Annotated in this window: 36 protein-coding genes; 2 read left to right on the forward strand and 34 right to left on the reverse strand. The window is 46.3% G+C overall.

Features of this window, described 5'->3' with window-relative positions:
* Positions 1 to 4 precede the first annotated feature (4 nt).
* The 34 genes from H583_RS35065 to H583_RS31645 all read right to left on the reverse strand — a co-directional run bounded on the left by H583_RS35065 (position 5) and on the right by H583_RS31645 (position 19,206).
* Entirely contained in the window at positions 5 to 724 is a 720-nt protein-coding gene (locus H583_RS35065) for a hypothetical protein (RefSeq protein ID WP_028559035.1), read from the reverse strand.
* Positions 725 to 855: 131 nt separating this feature from the next.
* On the reverse strand, positions 856 to 1,197 hold the full coding sequence (locus tag H583_RS0102140) for a hypothetical protein (RefSeq protein WP_028559036.1): 342 nt from the start codon (positions 1,195 to 1,197) through the stop codon (positions 856 to 858).
* 68 nt (positions 1,198 to 1,265) lie between these two features.
* Positions 1,266 to 1,481, reverse strand: coding sequence for a hypothetical protein (locus H583_RS0102145; RefSeq protein WP_028559037.1), 216 nt, complete (start codon positions 1,479 to 1,481; stop codon positions 1,266 to 1,268).
* A gap of 585 nt (positions 1,482 to 2,066) precedes the next feature.
* Complete coding sequence (locus H583_RS0102150) at positions 2,067 to 2,369, reverse strand: hypothetical protein (RefSeq protein WP_028559038.1); 303 nt, start codon at positions 2,367 to 2,369, stop codon at positions 2,067 to 2,069.
* Positions 2,370 to 2,550: 181 nt separating this feature from the next.
* A complete protein-coding gene (locus H583_RS0102155; RefSeq protein WP_028559039.1) occupies positions 2,551 to 3,015 on the reverse strand; it encodes an ArpU family phage packaging/lysis transcriptional regulator in 465 nt (154 codons plus the stop codon).
* An 86-nt stretch (positions 3,016 to 3,101) separates the two neighbouring features.
* Positions 3,102 to 3,380 carry a hypothetical protein gene (locus tag H583_RS0102160; RefSeq protein WP_028559040.1) on the reverse strand — a complete coding sequence of 93 codons (279 nt, stop codon included), beginning with the start codon at positions 3,378 to 3,380 and terminating at the stop codon, positions 3,102 to 3,104.
* A 1-nt stretch (position 3,381) separates the two neighbouring features.
* Positions 3,382 to 3,876, reverse strand: a complete 495-nt coding sequence (locus tag H583_RS0102165) for an ASCH domain-containing protein (RefSeq protein WP_245585819.1) — start codon at positions 3,874 to 3,876, stop codon at positions 3,382 to 3,384.
* Complete coding sequence (locus H583_RS0102170) at positions 3,876 to 4,241, reverse strand: hypothetical protein (RefSeq protein WP_028559042.1); 366 nt, start codon at positions 4,239 to 4,241, stop codon at positions 3,876 to 3,878. Before H583_RS0102170 ends, H583_RS0102165 begins: the two co-directional genes overlap by 1 nt.
* A gap of 12 nt (positions 4,242 to 4,253) precedes the next feature.
* Positions 4,254 to 4,556 carry a helix-turn-helix domain-containing protein gene (locus H583_RS0102175; RefSeq protein WP_028559043.1) on the reverse strand — a complete coding sequence of 101 codons (303 nt, stop codon included), beginning with the start codon at positions 4,554 to 4,556 and terminating at the stop codon, positions 4,254 to 4,256.
* Entirely contained in the window at positions 4,553 to 5,344 is a 792-nt protein-coding gene (locus H583_RS31610; RefSeq protein ID WP_036708085.1) for an HNH endonuclease signature motif containing protein, read from the reverse strand. The genes H583_RS0102175 and H583_RS31610 overlap by 4 nt, the downstream gene beginning before the upstream one ends.
* Entirely contained in the window at positions 5,344 to 5,580 is a 237-nt protein-coding gene (locus H583_RS0102185; RefSeq protein WP_028559045.1) for a hypothetical protein, read from the reverse strand. Before H583_RS0102185 ends, H583_RS31610 begins: the two co-directional genes overlap by 1 nt.
* Positions 5,580 to 6,881, reverse strand: coding sequence for a hypothetical protein (locus H583_RS0102190; RefSeq protein ID WP_028559046.1), 1,302 nt, complete (start codon positions 6,879 to 6,881; stop codon positions 5,580 to 5,582). Before H583_RS0102190 ends, H583_RS0102185 begins: the two co-directional genes overlap by 1 nt.
* Positions 6,882 to 6,912: 31 nt before the next feature.
* Positions 6,913 to 7,935 (reverse strand): hypothetical protein, encoded by a 1,023-nt coding sequence (locus H583_RS0102195; protein ID WP_028559047.1) that lies wholly within the window; start codon positions 7,933 to 7,935, stop codon positions 6,913 to 6,915.
* A gap of 2 nt (positions 7,936 to 7,937) precedes the next feature.
* Complete coding sequence (locus H583_RS0102200; RefSeq protein ID WP_028559048.1) at positions 7,938 to 8,468, reverse strand: crossover junction endodeoxyribonuclease RuvC; 531 nt, start codon at positions 8,466 to 8,468, stop codon at positions 7,938 to 7,940.
* 126 nt (positions 8,469 to 8,594) lie between these two features.
* Positions 8,595 to 10,031 (reverse strand): replicative DNA helicase, encoded by a 1,437-nt coding sequence (gene dnaB / locus H583_RS0102210; RefSeq protein WP_028559049.1) that lies wholly within the window; start codon positions 10,029 to 10,031, stop codon positions 8,595 to 8,597.
* Positions 10,028 to 10,372: a hypothetical protein gene (locus H583_RS0102215; RefSeq protein ID WP_028559050.1), complete on the reverse strand. Its 345-nt coding sequence runs from the start codon at positions 10,370 to 10,372 to the stop codon at positions 10,028 to 10,030. The genes dnaB and H583_RS0102215 overlap by 4 nt, the downstream gene beginning before the upstream one ends.
* Entirely contained in the window at positions 10,359 to 11,324 is a 966-nt protein-coding gene (locus H583_RS35885; protein WP_081666938.1) for a replication protein, read from the reverse strand. The genes H583_RS0102215 and H583_RS35885 overlap by 14 nt, the downstream gene beginning before the upstream one ends.
* Positions 11,325 to 11,336: 12 nt before the next feature.
* The gene (locus tag H583_RS37110; protein ID WP_169456455.1) at positions 11,337 to 11,489 is read right to left on the reverse strand and encodes a DUF6906 family protein; all 153 of its coding nucleotides are present in this window, start codon (positions 11,487 to 11,489) and stop codon (positions 11,337 to 11,339) included.
* Complete coding sequence (locus tag H583_RS0102230; RefSeq protein WP_028559051.1) at positions 11,486 to 11,755, reverse strand: hypothetical protein; 270 nt, start codon at positions 11,753 to 11,755, stop codon at positions 11,486 to 11,488. Before H583_RS0102230 ends, H583_RS37110 begins: the two co-directional genes overlap by 4 nt.
* Positions 11,752 to 11,973 carry a hypothetical protein gene (locus tag H583_RS37115; protein WP_036708088.1) on the reverse strand — a complete coding sequence of 74 codons (222 nt, stop codon included), beginning with the start codon at positions 11,971 to 11,973 and terminating at the stop codon, positions 11,752 to 11,754. Before H583_RS37115 ends, H583_RS0102230 begins: the two co-directional genes overlap by 4 nt.
* Positions 11,970 to 12,182 carry a hypothetical protein gene (locus H583_RS0102240; protein ID WP_028559052.1) on the reverse strand — a complete coding sequence of 71 codons (213 nt, stop codon included), beginning with the start codon at positions 12,180 to 12,182 and terminating at the stop codon, positions 11,970 to 11,972. The genes H583_RS37115 and H583_RS0102240 overlap by 4 nt, the downstream gene beginning before the upstream one ends.
* Positions 12,179 to 12,886, reverse strand: coding sequence for an MBL fold metallo-hydrolase (locus H583_RS0102245; protein ID WP_028559053.1), 708 nt, complete (start codon positions 12,884 to 12,886; stop codon positions 12,179 to 12,181). Before H583_RS0102245 ends, H583_RS0102240 begins: the two co-directional genes overlap by 4 nt.
* The gene (locus tag H583_RS31625; RefSeq protein WP_081666939.1) at positions 12,886 to 13,911 is read right to left on the reverse strand and encodes a recombinase RecT; all 1,026 of its coding nucleotides are present in this window, start codon (positions 13,909 to 13,911) and stop codon (positions 12,886 to 12,888) included. Before H583_RS31625 ends, H583_RS0102245 begins: the two co-directional genes overlap by 1 nt.
* A complete protein-coding gene (locus H583_RS0102255; protein WP_028559054.1) occupies positions 13,908 to 14,165 on the reverse strand; it encodes a hypothetical protein in 258 nt (85 codons plus the stop codon). The genes H583_RS31625 and H583_RS0102255 overlap by 4 nt, the downstream gene beginning before the upstream one ends.
* Complete coding sequence (locus H583_RS31630; RefSeq protein WP_051235859.1) at positions 14,162 to 16,258, reverse strand: AAA family ATPase; 2,097 nt, start codon at positions 16,256 to 16,258, stop codon at positions 14,162 to 14,164. Before H583_RS31630 ends, H583_RS0102255 begins: the two co-directional genes overlap by 4 nt.
* Complete coding sequence (locus H583_RS0102265; protein WP_028559055.1) at positions 16,255 to 16,584, reverse strand: hypothetical protein; 330 nt, start codon at positions 16,582 to 16,584, stop codon at positions 16,255 to 16,257. The genes H583_RS31630 and H583_RS0102265 overlap by 4 nt, the downstream gene beginning before the upstream one ends.
* A 346-nt stretch (positions 16,585 to 16,930) precedes the next feature.
* The gene (locus H583_RS0102275) at positions 16,931 to 17,182 is read right to left on the reverse strand and encodes an AbrB/MazE/SpoVT family DNA-binding domain-containing protein (RefSeq protein ID WP_028559056.1); all 252 of its coding nucleotides are present in this window, start codon (positions 17,180 to 17,182) and stop codon (positions 16,931 to 16,933) included.
* Positions 17,179 to 17,727 (reverse strand): spore protease YyaC, encoded by a 549-nt coding sequence (gene yyaC / locus H583_RS31635; RefSeq protein ID WP_161631185.1) that lies wholly within the window; start codon positions 17,725 to 17,727, stop codon positions 17,179 to 17,181. The genes H583_RS0102275 and yyaC overlap by 4 nt, the downstream gene beginning before the upstream one ends.
* Positions 17,728 to 17,780: 53 nt before the next feature.
* Positions 17,781 to 17,948, reverse strand: a complete 168-nt coding sequence (locus H583_RS36445) for a hypothetical protein (RefSeq protein WP_154665777.1) — start codon at positions 17,946 to 17,948, stop codon at positions 17,781 to 17,783.
* 32 nt (positions 17,949 to 17,980) lie between these two features.
* On the reverse strand, positions 17,981 to 18,115 hold the full coding sequence (locus H583_RS37830) for a hypothetical protein (protein WP_281170088.1): 135 nt from the start codon (positions 18,113 to 18,115) through the stop codon (positions 17,981 to 17,983).
* Positions 18,105 to 18,377: a hypothetical protein gene (locus tag H583_RS0102295; RefSeq protein ID WP_028559057.1), complete on the reverse strand. Its 273-nt coding sequence runs from the start codon at positions 18,375 to 18,377 to the stop codon at positions 18,105 to 18,107. The genes H583_RS37830 and H583_RS0102295 overlap by 11 nt, the downstream gene beginning before the upstream one ends.
* 10 nt (positions 18,378 to 18,387) lie before the next feature.
* Positions 18,388 to 18,531, reverse strand: coding sequence for a hypothetical protein (locus H583_RS36450; protein ID WP_154665778.1), 144 nt, complete (start codon positions 18,529 to 18,531; stop codon positions 18,388 to 18,390).
* A 5-nt stretch (positions 18,532 to 18,536) separates the two neighbouring features.
* Positions 18,537 to 18,836, reverse strand: a complete 300-nt coding sequence (locus H583_RS31640; protein WP_245585820.1) for a helix-turn-helix domain-containing protein — start codon at positions 18,834 to 18,836, stop codon at positions 18,537 to 18,539.
* A gap of 130 nt (positions 18,837 to 18,966) precedes the next feature.
* Entirely contained in the window at positions 18,967 to 19,206 is a 240-nt protein-coding gene (locus H583_RS31645; RefSeq protein WP_036708092.1) for a helix-turn-helix domain-containing protein, read from the reverse strand.
* A 93-nt stretch (positions 19,207 to 19,299) separates the two neighbouring features.
* On the opposite strand from H583_RS31645, the gene H583_RS0102315 reads away from it, so the two are divergent.
* Positions 19,300 to 19,734, forward strand: a complete 435-nt coding sequence (locus H583_RS0102315) for a helix-turn-helix domain-containing protein (protein WP_028559059.1) — start codon at positions 19,300 to 19,302, stop codon at positions 19,732 to 19,734.
* A 16-nt stretch (positions 19,735 to 19,750) separates the two neighbouring features.
* Positions 19,751 to 20,203 carry an ImmA/IrrE family metallo-endopeptidase gene (locus H583_RS31650; RefSeq protein WP_036708095.1) on the forward strand — a complete coding sequence of 151 codons (453 nt, stop codon included), beginning with the start codon at positions 19,751 to 19,753 and terminating at the stop codon, positions 20,201 to 20,203.
* Positions 20,204 to 20,253: the final 50 nt, after the last annotated feature.

Genomic DNA, 20,253 nt, shown 5'->3' on the forward strand with positions numbered 1-20,253 from the left:
CATGCTAAACACGGCTTTTTTTCACAGCTTTTTTGTAAACTTCCCAACTCCCTAGACCCTTTTCCACTTTCTCATCAAAACCCATATAATCCAGCAGTTCATGGTAAATTTGAATTTGATTTGGAGTAGATAAATAATTTATCAGTAAAATTTCTGAAGGGTTTAGATTACTCTCAATAATATTCACAAGTATTTTCTTGTGAGAGTCATCCAACTCAGTACCCGAAAGGTAGTGCAAAGTAAAAAGGAAGGTATCTATTATTCCTTGGAAGTAAGCGTGATCTTTATTTATCTCCTTATCGTTTAAATAGTATTCTTTCCAATGTTCTTGAATAGCCTCAATACCATACACATAGCGCGGTTCTGGATACTGCATATTAGCTGGGATAACATACAATACTCTTTCGATATAACTTTTTTTCACGCGTGTTAATTCATTAACAACACTGAATGCTGTTTGAAAATTCATAATTTGTTTTTGATTTTCAAAAGTCTCACGTTGCAGCTTTATATCAGCTCTCTGCATCCATATAGTAATAATTATCGCTGCAAAAGCTAAGCCGGAGAACAAAGCATTTACTGCTCCGAACATGTCACCGATAGTTCCCGCCCCAGGTTCTTTTTCAGGCCACCTATAATAAATGAAATAACTAGAAAAGAACCAAAGTGCAATGATACCTAACACGAAACCTAAAAACAACCCAGTTTTCGCCCATTTTTTCATACAAACCCTCCCTACCACATCATACACTGTCTACCAAAATCCGACAATATATGGTATGATGTGAGGGAGCCGTGAGGGGAGCACCCCCGGCTCTTTTTGTTTGAAGGAATAAAAAATAGCACCCAAAGGTGCTATAGCAGTTTATATTTTTCAAGTATTTTATTGTATTCCTCGATTTTTAGAACAACCTCATCTTTATTATTAGCTTTAATTACATCGCTTTGGATCTGATATGATAATTCATAATCAGAAATACTAAGATCTATATCATTGTTCATTATATAAACATTATAGACCTCGATTGCGTAAGCCACACCTGCTTTAATACGATCTAACTTATCATCAACAAAATGATCTGCATCTGCAAGGTGTCCTGGATCTCCCCTACGCCCAACCTTTTCTCCCAGTGCGAGACTAAAAGCTTTATAAATGAAACTCTCGTACTTAATTTTCTGTGCCTTTGACTCTGACATACTAGTTTTCCTCCTCTTTTGGTATACTCCTATTTTGGCATATTAATCCATAGATATCTATAGTCATTTTAGTCGTTAACATCCAATTCATACACCCGCCGCTCCCAAGGATTGGCCGTCGGGATCATGGCCTGCATCCTCTCCAGTTTTTCCCCATCGGTCAATACCTTATTGAACACCGGTCCAGTTGGCGAATGTGGACCCTTTGGGAAGAACATCATGCGAACCTCCAGCTCTGAAACAGTGGCTTGCCTCATCATTTCATCCCTGATTGTCATGCCCAAATCTATCAGCTCCTTGTGTTAAGTTGGTTTTCGGTTAGGCAGGGACACGAACATGCATTCTGATCACCACAGCGCCCTATTCCCGCCTTTCAATTCCCCCATCCATCAACTGAACGCAAAAAAGCCCCAAGGGCTTAAATCGGCTCCTGAGGCTTCATATTCTTCATTCCCTTCATCCAAAAAATTCCAAGATAATTCGATGAATGAGGGGTGTTATACGTACTTAGTTACAAAACACGTATGCGTAGTAGCAGTCACCACTACCACAACTTTTATAATCGCGCTGTCGCTCATTATTATTAAACACGTACTTAGTAACTAGATACGTATAAAGAGCATTTTACAGGCACTTCCAAAACTCGTCAAGCGAACAGACAAAAATGTCCACTCTCTGTCCCCTGACTGGACAAAAATGTCCGATCACTCTTTCAGGATCCGGAAGACCTGAATCTCTTAAACAACCTGCCAATCTTCCAAATCATCCAGATAAGAAACCATACCGCGTCAGCAGCTCGCTTTGATCCAAAGACTGTCATGTCTGTTGTCCTTTCATTACAAATTAAAAAAAGCACCGGTTAGGGCGCTTTAAATTGCTTCAAATACAACTGCTTGATCCTTTTCGACTATTCTTTTTAGTCTGTAGGTTGTCTTAGAACCTATAGGTGTCATTTCACTAGTTTTAAACTGGTAAAAAGTTGGTTTCCCAGTAGACCTATCGAGCTTATCCCAAACTTTTACAGTCTCGATAAAGTCAGATTCTCGGTCATTTTTATTCTGAATCCACAGTTGAGAAGATCTGCTGATAATTAACTTTTCCCCTGTAAAAACGTGGTGGTCCTTCTTCCCACCATTTTCTAAAAAGACCTCTAAGTCAATACTATATTCCATTCGATCATTCACCCCCTATTCTTCAAATTTCGACACTATATTTCCATATCCTTCAAAGGTCGAATAAAAATACCGCCCCCGAAGGAGCGGCTTGTATGAGGGGAGATGGTTGTCCTCAATTGGCACATTACTATAATAACACGGTTAAAACCTAATGCTCTGCGGTTTATCATCGATTTTTCTACGATTTTTCTTCCATGTTTTTATTTTGCGCTTCTTCGCTGTAGACTTCCAGCTGAAGCGCAAACGCCAATTTGTAGATTGCATTGGACTTCAGGCGATAGTATTTGCCCTCCCGGATGTCCATGTCCATCATTACTTGATAATCGAACACTTCATCATCCAGGTAACGGCGTTCAATTATTTCCCGTTCCAGACGCCCCAGCCGGCTGACTACCCTCTCTATCTGCTCATACTGCTGAAGCATCAGATTTTCAGAATCTACATTATGAATAGCTATATCTTCCGCAGGTTTGCCCACTACATTCGTCGATCCGTGATACCGCGGTTCCGGCGACGATGTGAGCTTCATTTCCCTACGAATAAATCCTACTTGTTTATATATACGAGCTGATTCTAAACGTTCCTCTACAGCCGCACGAGTCGCATCTCTGTCGATCTCCCACGGAAATTGCAATTGTGCCATTCCCCACACCTCCGGTATAATTGGTGGTGTAGGGTTTAACTGAATTCGCTGTCCCCCGCGGTCCGGCCAAGGTGCGGGGGATTATTCTATTTCAAATCTTCTCCATATAATTCTACGATAAGACGTGGATTGCGGGTTTCATCTCCCCAGATTTCAGGTAAGATCCATTCCAATTGAATGAGTACATCCCCACTTATGAAATTCGTAACTGTCATCCGGTCTCTGTCAACATCCTTGATTAAAAATTGCCCCTTGATAGAATAACCCTTGTTGTCTGAACCTTCAAACCGCAAGGCTCTTCCCAAATAGAATTTTTCACTATTAAACACGAGTGCTGGTTTTGAAAAATCTTGTGGATCATTCACTTTATCCGAAAAGTAGTTTCCCCTCCCAATTCCATATTTTTTGTTGCCCCTTCGCCGGGATCGGCTCTTTGAGTTGCTGAATGTTGGCCAGCTCCCATGCAAAACGACCAGCAGAATAATCTCCATAATAATATTCATCCGGGAATTTCCCGGCCCATCCTTTGCTTCCACCTGCAGATGCTTTCAGCCAAACCGGTCCACCCTCGATCTGTTCTGGTGCAGTCCTTTCTATTTGATAGCATTCCGACAAATTTGCTACGGCCACAATTGCGCCGGTCGGGAGATTGTCCACAGTATAGCCGTATTTAGCCAAGGCGGACTTGATCGGCTCCCGCTCGCAGGCTTCCCGGTCAATTTTTTGTGCAGCATGGATGGCCAGCGGACCGCGGTGCTTCGTTGCCCAGCCTCTTGTCTCCAACAATTTCAAACGAAGGGCAATCAGCGAAGCCCACGGCTGCCACACGGTAACCGTCTTAATAGGAGTTAATAATTTCACTACTCAGCCCTCCTACTCACTGAAGTAGCGATGAATCGCCCATAGCTTCCATCCTGCAGGTGCTGATCACTGCGACAGATTGGACAGACTGTAACTGAATGATCAATGTCATCGTAATCCTCAACGGCGAACCTGGTCGCACAATCTGTACATTCGTAGCTGTGCATCATGAGTGGCTGCTCTTTTGGCTTGCCCGGATATTGAATCCGGTGTGGCCACTCATGCGGGTTGCGCTGCCTTTCATGGTAGATCATCGTCCGGATGCTTCCAGGCTTGCTATTCAGCTGATTCGCGATTTCCTTTAGCGGCATTCCCGCCAAGAACAATTTGTGAAGCTGCTCTTTATTTACAATCTCATTTGCCAATGTGACATCCCCCTATTTTAGTAATCGTACGAATTCCTGAACGGCTGTCTTCTTCCAGCGTTTTACGGTTCTTGGACTAACGAACAGGCGTTGTGCAATATCGTCCACCTGAAGCTTTTCAATATATGAAAGCCGTAATACCTGTTCATACTCAAACCTGATGCTCCCTAAACCGTTCAGTGCTGTATCAATTAATTGGAGCTCCAAAGTCAAATCCTGTACTTCGCTGTCGTCAGTGCTGTGCTTCAACAACAGTATTCGCTTGCGGATATCCTTCCACTTGTACTCCTTGAGCCGTTCTATCGCTACACTCATGCCTTTATGCCCTGCTTCCTTTCTCCTATTCTCTTAAGAAGATCAGCCATTATAACACCGGTTCGCGTGAGATCGGCATTATTCCGAATCAGTCCATTCCTATTCATGAGTGCAAGTTGGCTCCGTGTGATCAATATAAAATTATCCAGATCAATATTGCGTTTGTTTTGGTCTGCGAAGATGATTGCATGACCTTTCGGTATTGGACCATGCTTTTCTTCCCAGATTACCTTGTGTTTATGCTTCCACCGTTTATGCCAAGGACCATAATCGGATACTTTAATTAAGGTGTAGCCATCTTCATCGATGCGCTCACTGCCCACAGGTTTGTAATTCAAAGGACGCTGCCCTTCCTTAAAGGAAGTTTTGTTGCCTCCGACATTGTACAATCCCTTCGTTCCTTTATTTGCCGGCGTATGCCCTTCTCCGAATCGACGATCTAAACCACTGACTAACCCATGATTTTTTTTATGCGTATTCATCTGCCTGGCCGTGATCTGCAGGCCGAACTTTTCATTTACAAGTTCGGCCAGTTCTTGATTCAGGCAGCCCGCTACATTTTTTCGAATAAAATCTTTTTGTTCCTTGTTGAATAACCCTTCATCACCGGTTACTCGCCCCCTCGGAACATCACTTTTTATCTTGTGATTGGCCTTAAAGCATTTAATTTGCTGCTCTGTAACTTCTGTCTCAAACTTGGCGTTAAACAGCTCAGCAATTTCACAATTGTACTTCCCTGGAGCAATTTGACGAATATATTCTTTTTGCTCAAGCGTGTAACGAAACATCAGTTGCCGCCTTCTAACATCTTGGGTAATTGAGCATCTGCATTCAACTTATCATCAACAAAGCGCTGTGCCTCCAGAACCAAAGCACCGGTATCAATGATTTTAGATGCAACTCCCATAACAGCGCGGGCACGGTTAATTTCGGCCTCAAGCTTTTCCCCTGTCAGTTCCTCATCGCCGAGCCTTTCCAACTGTGCAAACAAATGATTATTCAAGTCCCCCAAGGTATTCCGCATCAGATCGCCTCCTGTTGTGTCGGTAAACTCTCTACATGACGCTGGTTATAATATCTGAAAAATTCATAAATAAAACCATTAACCCCTTGGCATGGAAGAAGATCGACCAGATCAGCAGACACGAAATTGACCACTCGCTGTAATAGCTCGAAAAGTTCCTTCATGACACGGCCCCTGTCAATATTGGCAGCCTCAACACGATTGCTGAGTGCTTCCAGAGCCTCATAAATCTTGGTTCTCTCTGCATTGGCTATATCTGCTGATTGGATTGGAATACGAAACGATATGATTCCAGTCTCTCGGCTTGCAGCCTGCTCGATGGTCTGGAGCAGCATGTCACGCTCGGCTTCTAGGTCAGCAAGTGCCTGCTTTAGTTCTCCGTATACCGTCTCCAGCGTGCTGTACTCCGACTCCCAGTTATCCCGATCGGCCCGAAGCTCGCTGATCTGCACTTCTTTTTCCGTCAGTGTCGCCTGAAGATCGGCAACCATACTGCTGAGGTCATACAACTCCTTACGGTTCTCCTCCGAAACCATTTTGAATCGGCTATTGGCTTTCTCCAATTCATCCCTAGCCTTGGTGAGTTCCCCTTCAAGGTCTTTTACATACTTAGCACTTTGTTGCGCGGTCACCTGAAGGTTCTGGATCTCCTCTGCCTGCGCTGCAGCTCGCTCCTCCATACGTTGAAGGACTTCTGCTCCTGCATATTGAGCAGTTTGCTGAGTGGTACCGTTTTGTGCATTTAAGGCGATCAACCCGCGTGCCTCCCCTTGCCTCTCTAACTGCTCAGCCAAACGCTTATCTATCACTCTGGCCTCCGGAGAAGCTCCCTGTTCATTTGGCACTGGAGCCATCATTTCCAATGCCCGGCTCTCTGCATCCATCTCGCGAATCCCCCACTTATCCAGTAGCTCATAGAATCGGGGCGCCGTCACTCCAAGCGAGTGTTGAATACGACCCCGTTTCTCGCCATTAAGCCTGCGTTGAAGGTATTCCTGCTTGGTAATAGTCAATTCTGACGCTTTCCTACCTTGTGCCATTCCCGCCAGCTCCTTCTTTTCCACTTTTTTATCGATACCCCACTCCCGGAGCTGCTTGCGCAGCTCCATAGGGTCGTTGTTGAAATAGCTCAGCATGATGTCCTCGGTCTTTGTACCAGCGAGGCGAGCAGCAAGATACTGCTCCCTCGTCATGGTGCGTTCCCAACGTTTGACCTCGGGGCCACCATACTTCCGGGCCGCGCGCTGCTCGAGCTCGGCCAGCATCTCGGGCGTTGCCTGATAGCGTACAACGTCACTCACAGCCATCCCTCCTTATATGAATAATCGGGGCTTATGCTGCCCCGTTTGCCCGTTGATCCTTTACACGCTTTTTATATTTGTTCCAAGCACTTGATAACGTCGTGCCGACAGTCCCCAACTCCTCAGCAATCTCTCTCCACGTCTCTCCGGCACGCTGACGTTCCAGTAAAGTAGGGAAATCATAGGGAATGTCTTCGAATAGCGGGCGCTCACGGAGGATATAAGCATCCAGGTCTTCGGCTTCTTCCGGATTGGGTTGAATGCTAGAACCAGGCTTTCCCTCTCCCTTGACTTCCGCTTCCCAGTCATCGATCAACCCTTGGGCAGCAGCTTTTCCTTCCAGCCCCTCATCTTCAAAATTTATTTCACCCGGCTGCTGCAGCTTTGGTTCTTCTTCCTGATCAGTAGCAGGCGGCAGATCATCCGAACCCAAATCTCCCTGTTCCTGCTCTTCCTGCTCCTCATCCTCACTGTCCTGTGAAGCCGGCTGGCCATTCTGCCGCCAATCATCCCACTTGGCCGCAAGAGGGGCCACTCTCTGACGGTAATCATCGATGATATCGACGATCTTACCGCTGCTGATTCGCGCCTCATTGGCTAGACGCAGGTAAGTATCTCCTTCTGCCAAGCGCTCGATCCACTCTTGGACCGGATACCATAGACCTTCAAATCTTGGGGCAAGACCGGAAAGAATAAACTCATCCACGACTTCCCGGCTAATTTCCTCAGGAACATCTTTAATTTGATCTTTGGCCATAGGAATGTCCAAGTCCATTTCAACCTGTTCGCCCTCAGGCTTAACCTCCGATACAATGCCTTGCTCGTCCACCTTGTAGGACTTGATCGGCTTATCCGTCTTCGCATTAACCTGGACGTTGTAGCGTACAACCAAGGGTTCAAACTCCATTCTCACATCGCACTCATAAAGCTTTGGAAATGTTGCCAACTGATGACCTTCCAAGTTTTCAAAAGGGACAAACAAAGTAATTTCATAACCCTTACCTGGCTTGTCTACCTTCTTGATGATATTACCTGTGAAGCTCATGAAACTCATATCTACTCAGCTCCCTTGATTTTTTGGTGATATGCCCAGCAAAGAGCAATTGCATCTGCTGGGTCATAAAGTCGTTCTTTAAGGTCGCCCGCCTTGTATTTTCCCTTGCGGTCATTGACCTTGTAGAGAACCGGAATAGCGACACTATCGAAATCTAAACAGAAACGCATGGCCACATCCAATGCCACTGTCTCTTTATCTGCATTGCCCTTCCCTGTCTGCCTTTTAAGCTCGGAGGGGCGGACCGCATCCAATGCAACCCCGCAGTGCAGAGCAGCCAGAGTCACCATAGAGTAAGCTCCGACCAGCGCCAGAACGCTGTTAGCATTCTTGAAGTGTACAGGCCGCTCTAGCACGACCACTTTCGGCTGCTCCTGCTTTATTAGAGCCGCAGCATCCTGATAGATCGCATCCAGCACCGACGGCATTTCAATTTTTGTGAAATTACGAAGCCCATACTCCAACAGTTTGCCGTTCTGCATAGTGGCCCAGCCAGCATAATTAGTTCCGTGATCAAATCCTAATATTTTCAAGCCGCTTCCCCTTTCTCCAACGCTGGGGCCGGGGAGGCAGCGTGAACACCTCACCAACTAATCGCCCACGATGCCAAATCAGTTGACGATACTTAGTCTGATAAAAAGCATCGAAATTTTGCTTTTTCATGCTGTATTCCCCTTTCGGTACATATCCGGAACACGACTCCCTTTTGATTCAGGCTCTGGCGGTTCCGGAGTAGTGCTGTATGTCCGATCCAGTGAAACAAATTTGTTGAACTGCTTCATAAACACCAGCTCCACCGTTCCAACCGGTCCGTTACGTTGCTTGGCAATGATAATCTCGATAATATTTTTCTTGTCGGATTCCTTATCGTAGTAGTCATCCCGGTAGAGGAAGGATACAATGTCAGCATCCTGCTCAATCGCTCCGGATTCCCGGAGGTCGGACATCATCGGACGCTTATCCTGCCGTTGCTCCACGCCCCGACTGAGCTGTGACAGCGCAATAACCGGAACCTCCAACTCTCTGGCAATTTGCTTTAGTGTACGGGAGATTTGGGACACTTCTTCTTGTCGGTTAGCCCCACGTCGACCGCTACCCTGAATTAGCTGCAGGTAGTCGATCAGGATCATACCAAGCCCCGCTTCCTTCTTCAGCCTCCGGCACTTTGCCCTGATCTCATTAACCGTGATTCCTGGCGTATCATCGATGAAGATATCAGCCTCAGAAATATCACCGATGGCCATGGACATTTTCTCCCAATCATCACCCTCGAAATAACCGGTCCGCATTCGGCTTGCATCAATTTGGGCTTCAGCACAAACCATGCGCTGAACCAATTGAGCAGAAGACATCTCCAGACTGAAAATGGCCACTGTCACCTTGCCTCTAATTCCTACGTTCTGGGCAATATTAAGCGCGAAAGCCGTCTTTCCTACGGAAGGACGAGCTGCTACAATGATCAGGTCATTCCTCTGAAACCCAGCAGTCATCCGATCAAGATCCGGATACCCAGACTCAATCCCCGTAATGCCTCGATTAATTTCACGAGCATTGTAACGCTGCTCCGCTTCATCCCATACCCGTAAGGCTACATCTCTGATTTTGACGAACTCTTTCACTGGAGCCGTCTGATCAGAAAGTTTACCTACAGCAGCCTCGGCCATGGCCACGAAGCCCTTAACATCCTGCTCTTGAGCTGCATTTTTAAGCAGTTCGAGGGATGTGCTGATAGTCTCCCGGCGCAGGAACATCTCTTGAACACGCTCGGCATAGTACCCAACATTGTCAGTAGAAACCACGCCTCCGACAAGCTGCGCCAGATAGGTAACACTACCTATTTTGACTAGCTCGTCAGTATCTTGAAGCTGCGATGTCAGCGTGACCATATCAATTGGCTGTCCCTCAGCTGCAAGCTGTTTCATTGCACGATAAATCCGGGCATGGGCCTCATTATCGAATTCCCCGCCTTGCAACATGTCACTGACAGTCTCATATGCTGCCGGAGATGGAGAAGCAATAATTGCTCCTAAAACAGCTTGCTCCGCCTGCAGGTCACGCGGAACCTCAATCCCCAACTGCTCAGCAATATCAATCATTCGATATCCCCTCGCAGCTTACGTCTCATATCTTCCCAGTATCCAGGAGGGGGCGGACTGTCACTGGCAGCCCATTCCTGGAGCTGAGCCTCGTACTCGGCCGCCTTGTCTTTGCTGCGCTTGCTGTCGATCTGGTCCCCTAATCTCCCCCGGATGTGAGCGATCTGAGGGGTGACCGTCTCGGTAAGAATGTGCTGATCAATATTTGCCCAAGCTGTATCGGCTGGAAAGTCCTTGAGATAACGAGTGTGATCATCCTTAGCCCGATCCGCCGAAGCATCAAAAAAAGGAAAATACTTTTTAATGTGTCTGTAAAGCTTGGCAACTTCAATGAGTTCCACGCTTTATCTCCTCCTCCTCAATGAGCTTGTCCAGTTCGTCAAGCTGCTGCTGTCTGGTATCTGACTTTACTGTGCGTCCAGGACGTGGCGAATCTTTATTTTGCTTTGAAGGACCTCCCCGCTCCCGATATCCTTTAAGAACCCCGTTCACGTATGCTAAATTTCTTTTGTCTGGTCCTTGCCGGTATGCTTCCCTCATCGCTTGAAGCAGCCACTCACCACCGTAGTCATCAAACAAGGCAGAAAACTCCTCAATATCAAATTCCGTGATTTTTCCCCCGGCTATGAAATTTTTTTCATAGGCTTTGAATACATTCCCGAATGAAAAATCTTGCTTAGAATTCGGCTCCGGTGTTGTGGTAGTTGTTGTAGTAGTAATACTGTATTTAATACTGTATTTAGGAGAGCGTTTTGCCCTACAGCCGCAAGGGATTGAAAGGCGTTGAACTTCTTGTTTTAAGAAGTCAGAACTTCTTATTTTAAGAAGTAACGACTTCTTATTTTGAGAAGTGTAAAGGATTTTCCCCGTTGAAAACTTCTTGTTTTGAGAAGTTTTTTTATTGCTGGACTTCTCGTTTTGAGAAGTTTTTAAAGATAAATTTTTCCGGATTAAATCCTTGAAAACTTCTTCGTCCCATCCTTTGACTGGACTGATTTGCCACTGCTCATAGTCCTTGTTGACCTGGAAGATTGCTGACTCTTTATCCCAATTTAGAACCTTGCATGAAACTAAATAATTCAATTCCTTGGTAACGTTCTGCGGGGATACTCCGCACACTTCAAAATGTTTGAGTTTAGGAATGATAGCCATCTTTTTTCGGCAGCCGTATGATAGTCGCCAGATGAACAGTAAAATATCCTTCTGCCGCTTCGTAAAATCTCGACGGATGACTTCATCCCATATGTCGTTTGCTATTTGTAAAAATCCTTTTTCTAGTTGTGGGTTAGCCATCCGTCGCCCTCCTTAAAGCGGAATCACTTTTGCAGTACCTGTGTATCGATGCGTCAGATGCATCTCTCTCGGAAGATGCTTCACCACAAACCAGTTATCCGGATTCCAGCCGGCTGCCTTTATCAATTGTTTCTGGCGCCGTGTCGGGCGCTTTCCGTTCTTCATGGTCTCGTCCGGTGGACCTGGAAGACATTCAAGTCCAGCACGCCATATTTCCCATGATGAATTAGCGTTCCAGCAGTCATTCCTTTACCAAAGTTCTCAACAATCACCGCGATCTCCGCTGGAATCTCATCCGGCTTTGTTGCCTCAGCCACCTGCAGACCCAAAGTGCGAGCAATGTATTGCAAATATTCTCTGGTGCTTTCTGGACCTTCAGCTCTTGCTTGCTCAAACCAACTATTCATCTGATTTTTCATAGCTACATTCATATGGATCGCTCCCTCATAATTTTTTGTTGCCATTCTTTCGCCAAACGGCAACGGCTGGCCGGAATCTCGTAATATCGCTGGCCAAGAACAAATGAAACGAATTTACGGGTCTTGGTCTCGTAATAAAAGCCGTTAAGTGCCGGTACCGAATAAGAAGTAAAAATAATTGCGGGCTCAACCTTGGGTTCAAAATCAAACAATTCAAGTTGCTCTATCACACGGTTCGCCTCCGGTCATCCCGCAGCCAAATGATGCGGTGCTCATAATTGGCCTTAACCACTGTCCAGCCCGGCATACCGAGGGCGAAATATGCCTTGACCTCTGACCTAAATTGTTCCGGATCAGAATGATAGAATGCCCATATCCGCTCACCAACCCCTGACCTGCAGAGCGGCACGCCGTATTCATCGTATAACGGATCGATCACCTCCGAGCCACCTGGACGACCGTCCCGGTAATCTCCTGCACCTCTCGCTTAAACCGGTCGGCGTCGCTGTTGCTGTCACTCAGATGGAGCAGCCAGACCTCCCGCAGTTTGCTCAGATCATTGGCACGGAGCATGTCCTTCACGTTGTCGAGTCCGAAATGTGACTGGAGCAACCGGCTTTTTTGTGAAGGATGCAACTCTCCGGCTGCCACACGTCTATTAACAATGTCGAGCGCATAATTGCACTCGACCATTAAATGTGTCATGCCCGGAAAAGTGTACCGGGAGTAATAAGTATCTGTAAGAAAAACAAGCTTATCTCTGGATGTATTTGCAAGGACAAAACCCAAAGGCTCCGCCGCATCATGCTCAACCCCAAACGGCAGAATGGTCCATGAACCGACTTGCACCCGCTCACCCGGCTTGACGATCTGCAGGCGATGCCCTGACAGCCCCACAGCATCCGCTGTGCCCGAGCTGGTAAAAACCTTCACGCCGGCACGCATGAGTTCTTTGGCGGATCTGCTGTGGTCGCCGTGCTCATGCGTAATCAAGCAGGCGGAGAGTTGAGTCACCCGAAAGGAGAGTGACCGCTGAATCTCCTTATATGACAGCCCGGCCTCCAGCAGCAGCATCGTCTGCCCATCGGTCACCCGGTAGGCATTGCCCGCGCTGCTGCTGGCAATAGGATAAATGTCGATCATTAGAAATCCATCTCTGGCACAGTGTTAGTTGCTTGTTGCGTTGTCCCTGTCGCCTTAGCTGCCTCTTGCTCAGGAGGCAGGGCTGAAGCAGAATTCCCTTCTGGCACTGAATAAGCTTCGTGTGGCGGTGTGACATCGATCGGCTGCCGATTAGCATTCTCTGCAACTTCTGCATCAACCGCCCTCTCCGCATATTCCTGTTCAAGCTGACTTAAGCGCATGTAGTCATCGTCGATCTTCTGGCTATCAATTGTGATGTCATTATGCGCTGCCCGGAAAATAGTTTTCCAGCACATTTGCTCATGCCAGCCTTCTACTTGCTCCGTACCAACCTTTTTGTTATTTTCCCATTTGTCTTTCTCGCCCCCCCAAAACTCAGCCGATGCCTTTTCCGGCTTACGCTTGAGAATCTCCTTTATACTGAATGTCACCAGCTTGTTCTTCTCAGGTTCATGGGAAAATGAGTGATAGTAGAATCCGCCTACGATCTCACCTCTATTAAATGGCTGTGTTATTTCGAATTCATAATTTTCGATAGAGTTCCTTGCATCCTTTTTAATTGGACGGAAATGGTCTGTAGAGTAAACCAATTCGACTGGGATATGATCAGGAACATCTAAGCCATACTTTACAGCCTTTAATTCAAGTCCCCGGTATCCTTCAATGAATCCAATATCATATTTATTCGTTTTGTTATTTTTAAATGGAATTAAATTAATATGATTTTTTTGTGCGGGGTCAAAACCGACCCGGGCATAGGTGACAACGTCTCGAGCAAGCTTTTCCAAATTGATGTTATCCCATATCATAGGAAGGGGGTCGCGATACTTCTCTGACTTTGCAAGACGTTTTTCTTCAGCAGCTTTCAACGAAGCATCTAGCGAGATGAAATAATTTTGAGCAAGGCGCTTCTGAAAATTAGTCAGTGGAACCTCACCCACGCTACCAGTAAATTGTGTGATCACCATATTCATGAACCGTTCGGATTGGGTAGGTTCCTGTTTTACAACCGCATTATCACTCATTCTTCTTCCTCCTCAGGCTCATCTTCATAAACAAATTTGACTTTCTTACCTTTGTGTTCCTTCAAGAAGCTTTTCAGCAGACTAGCGAAATCTGAAGGCCCCAGCAGATCACGCTCCAGAATTGCATCCTCCGGACATTCACATAATGGATAGGCGCTCATTGCCTCTTTGCCATCGATGTACAGCGTTTCGGTTCGGGCATCCACATAACGAGCTTTGCCAGTCACAACCTTGACCTCGACAACGTCGCTCATGAAATCACCTCATTGTCCACGATCAGCAGCCCTTCCAAAGTTACTCCCTTGGTATGGATACGCAGTTTCTTCATTCGATCTTTCCAAGCTGATTCTGCTTTTTCTTGTCCATGTATACTTATCAGTTCCGCTTGCGTTTCTGACGGCAAATTTTCAAAACTCGGTGGAACAACTAACTTGATCATCTGTGTGTTGATTTCTAACAAATCCGTGACTGCCTCAGCATTGTCCACGAAAATCGGAGCGGACACGCCGTAATGCTGGCTGAGCGTGTTAATGATGTCCAGACCGACATTGATCCGGGCGGCGTTGTTGAGTCCGCCGTCATACGGCACGCCGTTGTAAAGTGTGTCACAGACCTCGCGCAGCCCACCGTTGATTTGTTCCTCAAACAACCGGAAGCGCGCATACTGGAACTTGGAATCAATGCGAGATTGCAGCAGATTGACCTTAGCTCGCATGAAATCTTCCATCAGATAGAGCTCATACTGAAGGTGCTCGTATTCTCTGGCAAGTTTACTTTCCTGCTGCTCGAGCTCCATAATGCGAGTTTGCTGCCGGCGCACATGGTCAAATTTGGCCAATTCAGCATCCAGGACTCCAATCTCTACGCGCAGGCTTTGAATCTCCTGTTGAATCCGCTGTTGCTCTTGCGCTGAATCTGTCTGTAACGTAGTGATTTGCTGGCGTAACAGCCCTGCTTCGTCTCCCAAACTCCGAAATTTAGTATCGTCATCCGGGTTCTGAACACCTTGACGAAGGCGGTCCAGTTCAGCATTAGCCATATCAATTCGAACTTGCAACTGCTCCTGCTGCCCAGCCAACTGCCGGAACTCCTCTCGCATACGGGTGACTTCATCGTCCAGGCGCTCAGATTCATCACGCGCAGCGCGCCCACGGCGCTGAATCCCTTCCAGACGTTCGGCCTTGCGGCGGTTGAAGTCGGCCAATGCCATATCATGAGCTTCCTGCCGACACTCCTCCGGAAGCAGCTGTCCACACGCCGGGCAGTTATCGTCAGCCGAATGTGCAAATCCGTCTGTGCTTGCAGCGCTGAACTCCGCTCGGAGTTGCGCCCTCTCTTGGTCAAGCCCGGCGATCCGCTGCTCATTGATCTTGATTTTGTAGTGCCGATCATCCATCGATCGGCGAACATTATCCAAATCACGAAGTAGGTTATCAACATGCGCCCGCTGCTGAGCTACCGAATCCAGCGCTGCCGTTTGCAATACATTCTTAATCTGGAGCTGCTCGCCCTCAATTTCTCGAAGACGATGCTGCAGTTCGGCGGCTTGGCCACCTGATTGCACCCGGACAAGCTCCTGCTCCTTTCCGGTTAACCGCTCGCGAAGCGTGACAATATCCTCCTTGAGCATATCCTCGCTGATCTCGGATACATCCGGCATACTGCGCTGTGCCTCGCTGATCCGGATGGGGATATCATTAATCTCCTGATTAATGCGTTTCATCGATGCAGCAACGACCTTTTTATGATCATCAATATCCCGCTCACGCAAAATGGCCTCTAATGGAGCCAACTCAGTGTTGGAATGAATAACCTCGGCATCCGTTACATCCCCGCAGACCTCCAGGAGTAGCTTTCGCCGATCTTGCCATTTGAGCTGCTCGTTGAAATACGTCGGGCTGGTAAGGAGCTTGAACAGTTCCTCCGGAAGCAGGGCCGTGACCGCTGCATCGTATTCCTTTTTAGTGACGGGTACACCGTCGACGAAATAAGAAGTTTCATGACCCTCGAATGCAGCTGTCAGCGATCCGCGCTTCTTGGTCCATTTCTCAGCGAAGACACGTCGGAACGTCTTGCTCTTCCCGTTTATGTCGAGCACACCTTCAACCTCGTGCTCCAGCTTGTGCTGCCGAACCTTGCCGGCGGAATCAAGCTCCTTGATTTCAAAGTCTGTCCGGTTTGCGCTGTCCTTGCCAAACGGCAGCCAGGTAAAAGCATCGAACAGGGTTGTCTTGCCTGTCCCGTTATCGCCGAATACATTGACCGGCTGTCCATTGGCCACAAGCTGAAACTCGCGGAAGCCTTTGAAATTGCGGAGTGTCAGGCGTTGTAGGGTGATCTTGTTCATACGTTCACCTGCAGGAGACTGGCCACGGTACGATATGCATTCATTTGCACCCGCAAACGCTCCAGATTGGATACCGCGTTTTTCAATCTCAGTTCATATTCAGTCACCAGTTTGCGCTCATGCCCTGTAAAAGCGCGGGCCTGTGCTGCTCGCATTTCGGCGTTCTTTCCATCTAACCTGTTGCCCAGCAAAAGCGAATCTTCCTTTTCCTGAAGAATATCTTTAACATCCGTTAATTGCCGATGTACCCCCAGCACTGCATCTTCAGCAGCCGTAATTTCGGCCGGCAACGCCAATAATTTCGTAATAAGCTCCTGCTTTGTCATAGCTCCTCCTTGTCGCCCCCACCTACACATGGTATTATGGGGGCATCCATTGATTGGTGTAGCCCGTTGCAGCGGGCTATTTTACTTATTCACAGTCTTCACATTTCCGAGGATGACCCGGTTCCTCGCCGTCATCGATGAAAGCCCCGCATCCTTCACAAAGGATTCCATCCAAAATCATTTCAGCAACATCACCCATGCCGTCCGTCCTCCTTCCTATGTAATTGAGTGGGCAAGAATTTGAACCTTGCATGTGTTCCGCCACCACTCAGATGTGTCAGCCACATCTCAGGAAGCCAGACGGGGAGTGTCTGAATCCCTGAGACAAGGCTGAGCCTTGTCCAACTTAAATGCCTGCCCGCTGGGCGAGCTGTCTTATTGCTTCACGACTATATTGCTTGCCGTTAAATTCAATCAAATCTTCTGTGCTGCCGGTTACTGCACATCCAGGAGAATATTTACGGATTACAATCCCGCCCTCAACCATGTAGAATTCGACTGGGTCTCCTTCCTTCATACCAAGTACACGACGGGTTTCTTTTGGGATAACTACACGGCCAAGATCATCAATACGACGTACAATTCCAGTTGCTTTCATATCATTTCCTCCAGTTCAGATCGCTTCAGCGATCCTGCATTTATTTGATTGGTTGTAGCTACTTCAGCAATTGCTGGTATGAGTACAGCATTACAAATGGCATCAACAGCACTCTTTGCCATGTTCATTACCCGGTGTAATGGGGTATTTTGAAGAACGAAATACTCCATGAATCCCCCCGCGTTTACAATCCCTATCAGGTGATAATCTCCTATGGGAGTCAATTGTTTCCCGACTCCTGCACCTGGCCGACAAGGACCGGACCTGAACCTAATATCGCCTATAGAGTCTGCCCTTCCTAAACATGAATCTATTGCAATAACCTTTCGTCCTTCAGGAATCTCTTTAATCCGTTCATCGAGATTCATGGCATGAACTAAATCGTCCATTCTGCCAATTACGTTGTAGCCTAATTTGTAAAGGGCTGACCCTATGAGCGGGCCAAATGAGTCGCCGGTTGAGCGATCCGTCCCAATACAGAAAAATGTTATCTGTTCAGCAGGAATATTCTGAACCTTGTTTTTAATCTCGCTGATAAGATCCACAACCTGCTCCCTTGCGCTCCCCCGGTACATGCGGTATTATAGGAACGTCCTATTTATTTGTTTTGCTGGAAGCCGTCCTCGCCGACGGCTTTTTTGCTGCCCGCAGCTGCATGCGCAACCGCAACCTCTTGCTCAAGTTCTTCTACCAGAGTTTTCAACTCATGCTGTGCCAGCTCATCTCCCAGCCGGACCGCATGCCGATACAAACTGGTCAACTCCATGATACGGCCCCTTGCCGCTTGAAAGTCATACCCTATGCTGCCAGATACGCCTCCCATGTCCCCGCCCTCACCTTCCCAAGAAATTGTTCAAACGTAATGCGGTACCGCTCTCCGATGGAATGATAAACGAAATACTCTCCCAGCTTGTCCAGCAGATCATCCGGCAAGGTTTACCGCCTCCTTGTTGTAATCTCCGCTGAGAATGGCATCGATGGCTTGTATTGCTTCCTCCACTTTTTCTTGCTCGTTGTGAAGGTTTAAAAAAAACTCGACCCATGCAGGGATAAATTCATCAGAATCCACAGCAGCGAGATTTTTAAGGACCACGACATCGACGATATCCGATGTAATTGAAATTGATGCAGTGTAAACGGAGTTTCTTGGAATCTGGATCACCTTATCAAATAATTGTGCCAATTTCGGATTCATACTCATCCCCCTAAACTTTGATTAATAAAAACAAGTATTTAAGATTGCCTCGCGTTACATCTGCAAGCAGCCAACCATCTTCCAGCATTTCGTTGACTTCGTTCGGATCAGAAGTTGTGTACACTTTGCGAGCATCAGAGATATGTACCTCCAATCAATTCACCTCCTTTCATGCATCGTTTGAGAAACAAGCTTTTCCAGATGTTTATCTATATCAATCTGGCGGAAAAAAATCTGACCGCGCTGCCGAAAAAAAGGAATTTCATTAGCGCTGACCATCTTTCTTAATGTTGATTCTGAAATTTTTAGGTAAGCACTTGCTTCCTTGATATTCAGGATGTTGGCATATAGACGACGCTGAATCTCAGGCTCAAGTTCGGCTAGTAGTTCTTCGCGGAGATTACGGATGATATCTGCCCGCAGGGAATCAATTAAGTCCGCTGTTGTAATCGATATCACGTCTTTCTTTTAGAATAGAACTCAAATTTAATTTGATATATAGACATATTTAAAGAAAACCACAAATCCCACTTGCGGAAACACAAATCTTGTTATATAATTCCATTAGTGACGAAAATTAAATTTTAGTTCAACTCATATAAAATTCAGGTTCATTCAAATCAGGGAATAATTCATCATCAGAAACTCCAAAATAGTGCTCGATACGCTTAAGCAACCTAGTACCTGGGACAGACCGTCCATTTTCCAGTTCACGCAAATGAGTTTCAGTAATGCCCAAAGTTATAGCAACTGCAAGTTGGGTTCCTTTGCTCTTACGTAATTCTTTCAACCGTTGCCGCGGTTTTTTGAAGGTTGTTTGTTTTGTCATTCGCTTGCTCACCTCCTTGAGTAATAATATAACACTCAAATTTAATTTGAGCAAGTGATTTTTTAACAAATTTAATTTATGGAGTGTTATGCTATGTCATTAGGTTCGAGGATAAGAAAAATAAGAAACTTGAGGGGTTTTACCCAAAAAGCGATGGCCGAGAAGTTAGATATGACAGAAGCAAATTTCTCGAGCTACGAAAGGGACAAGAGCGCTCCTCCTAGCGATAAGTTGAATAAAATTGCTTCAATTCTTCGTGTTAGGCCTGACTACCTACTAGGATTAACTGAAGATATGGCACTTGAGGACCCTTATTCCCTTACCCCAAAAGAAGAGATGGATATTGCTGTTCAGCTAGAGAAAATGATGAAAAATCTTGAAAGCGGGGCATCCATCGCATTTCATGGGGAACAGGTTGAATATGACGAAGAGGATCGAGAAGCTTTACGTATTTCTTTAGAGAACACTTTAAGACTATCGAAGTATGCTGCAAAAAAGAAATTCACTCCAAAAAAATATCAGAAATAATCATTGGGGGTCTCTAATGAAAATAAGACATCTTGTTCAAAAGCTAATTAATACCTACGGGACATTAGACCCCTTTAAGCTTTCTGAAATACAAAAGATTGAGGTCATACATGAGTATTTAGGAAAATTCACTTGGGGGTACTACAGCCACATAAACCGAATTTCTTTTATTCACATACATGAAAGTCTTTCTGAAGCAGAAACTCGTTTTACTTGCGCTCACGAACTTGGACATCACTATTTGCACCCTAAAGTGAATACGCCTTTTTTAAAAAAGAACACACTTTTATCATTAGACAAAATCGAGCGTGAGGCAAATCAATTTGCTGTAGAACTCTTGATCCCAGATCAACTACTAATCGATGGCATGACAGTATACCAAGCTGCTGAGGCTTCTGGCGTTCCTGGGGAATTGGCCACTTTAAAAAAGCCTCCTGCGTACATCTGCAGAACGTGGGTAGGATATTAAAACACTTACATAACGGATTCAACTCGCATCGCCTTAGGTGTGGGGCAGTT

It is taken from the genome of Paenibacillus pinihumi DSM 23905 = JCM 16419, assembly GCF_000422505.1.
GTDB classification, from domain to species: domain Bacteria; phylum Bacillota; class Bacilli; order Paenibacillales; family Paenibacillaceae; genus Paenibacillus_D; species Paenibacillus_D pinihumi.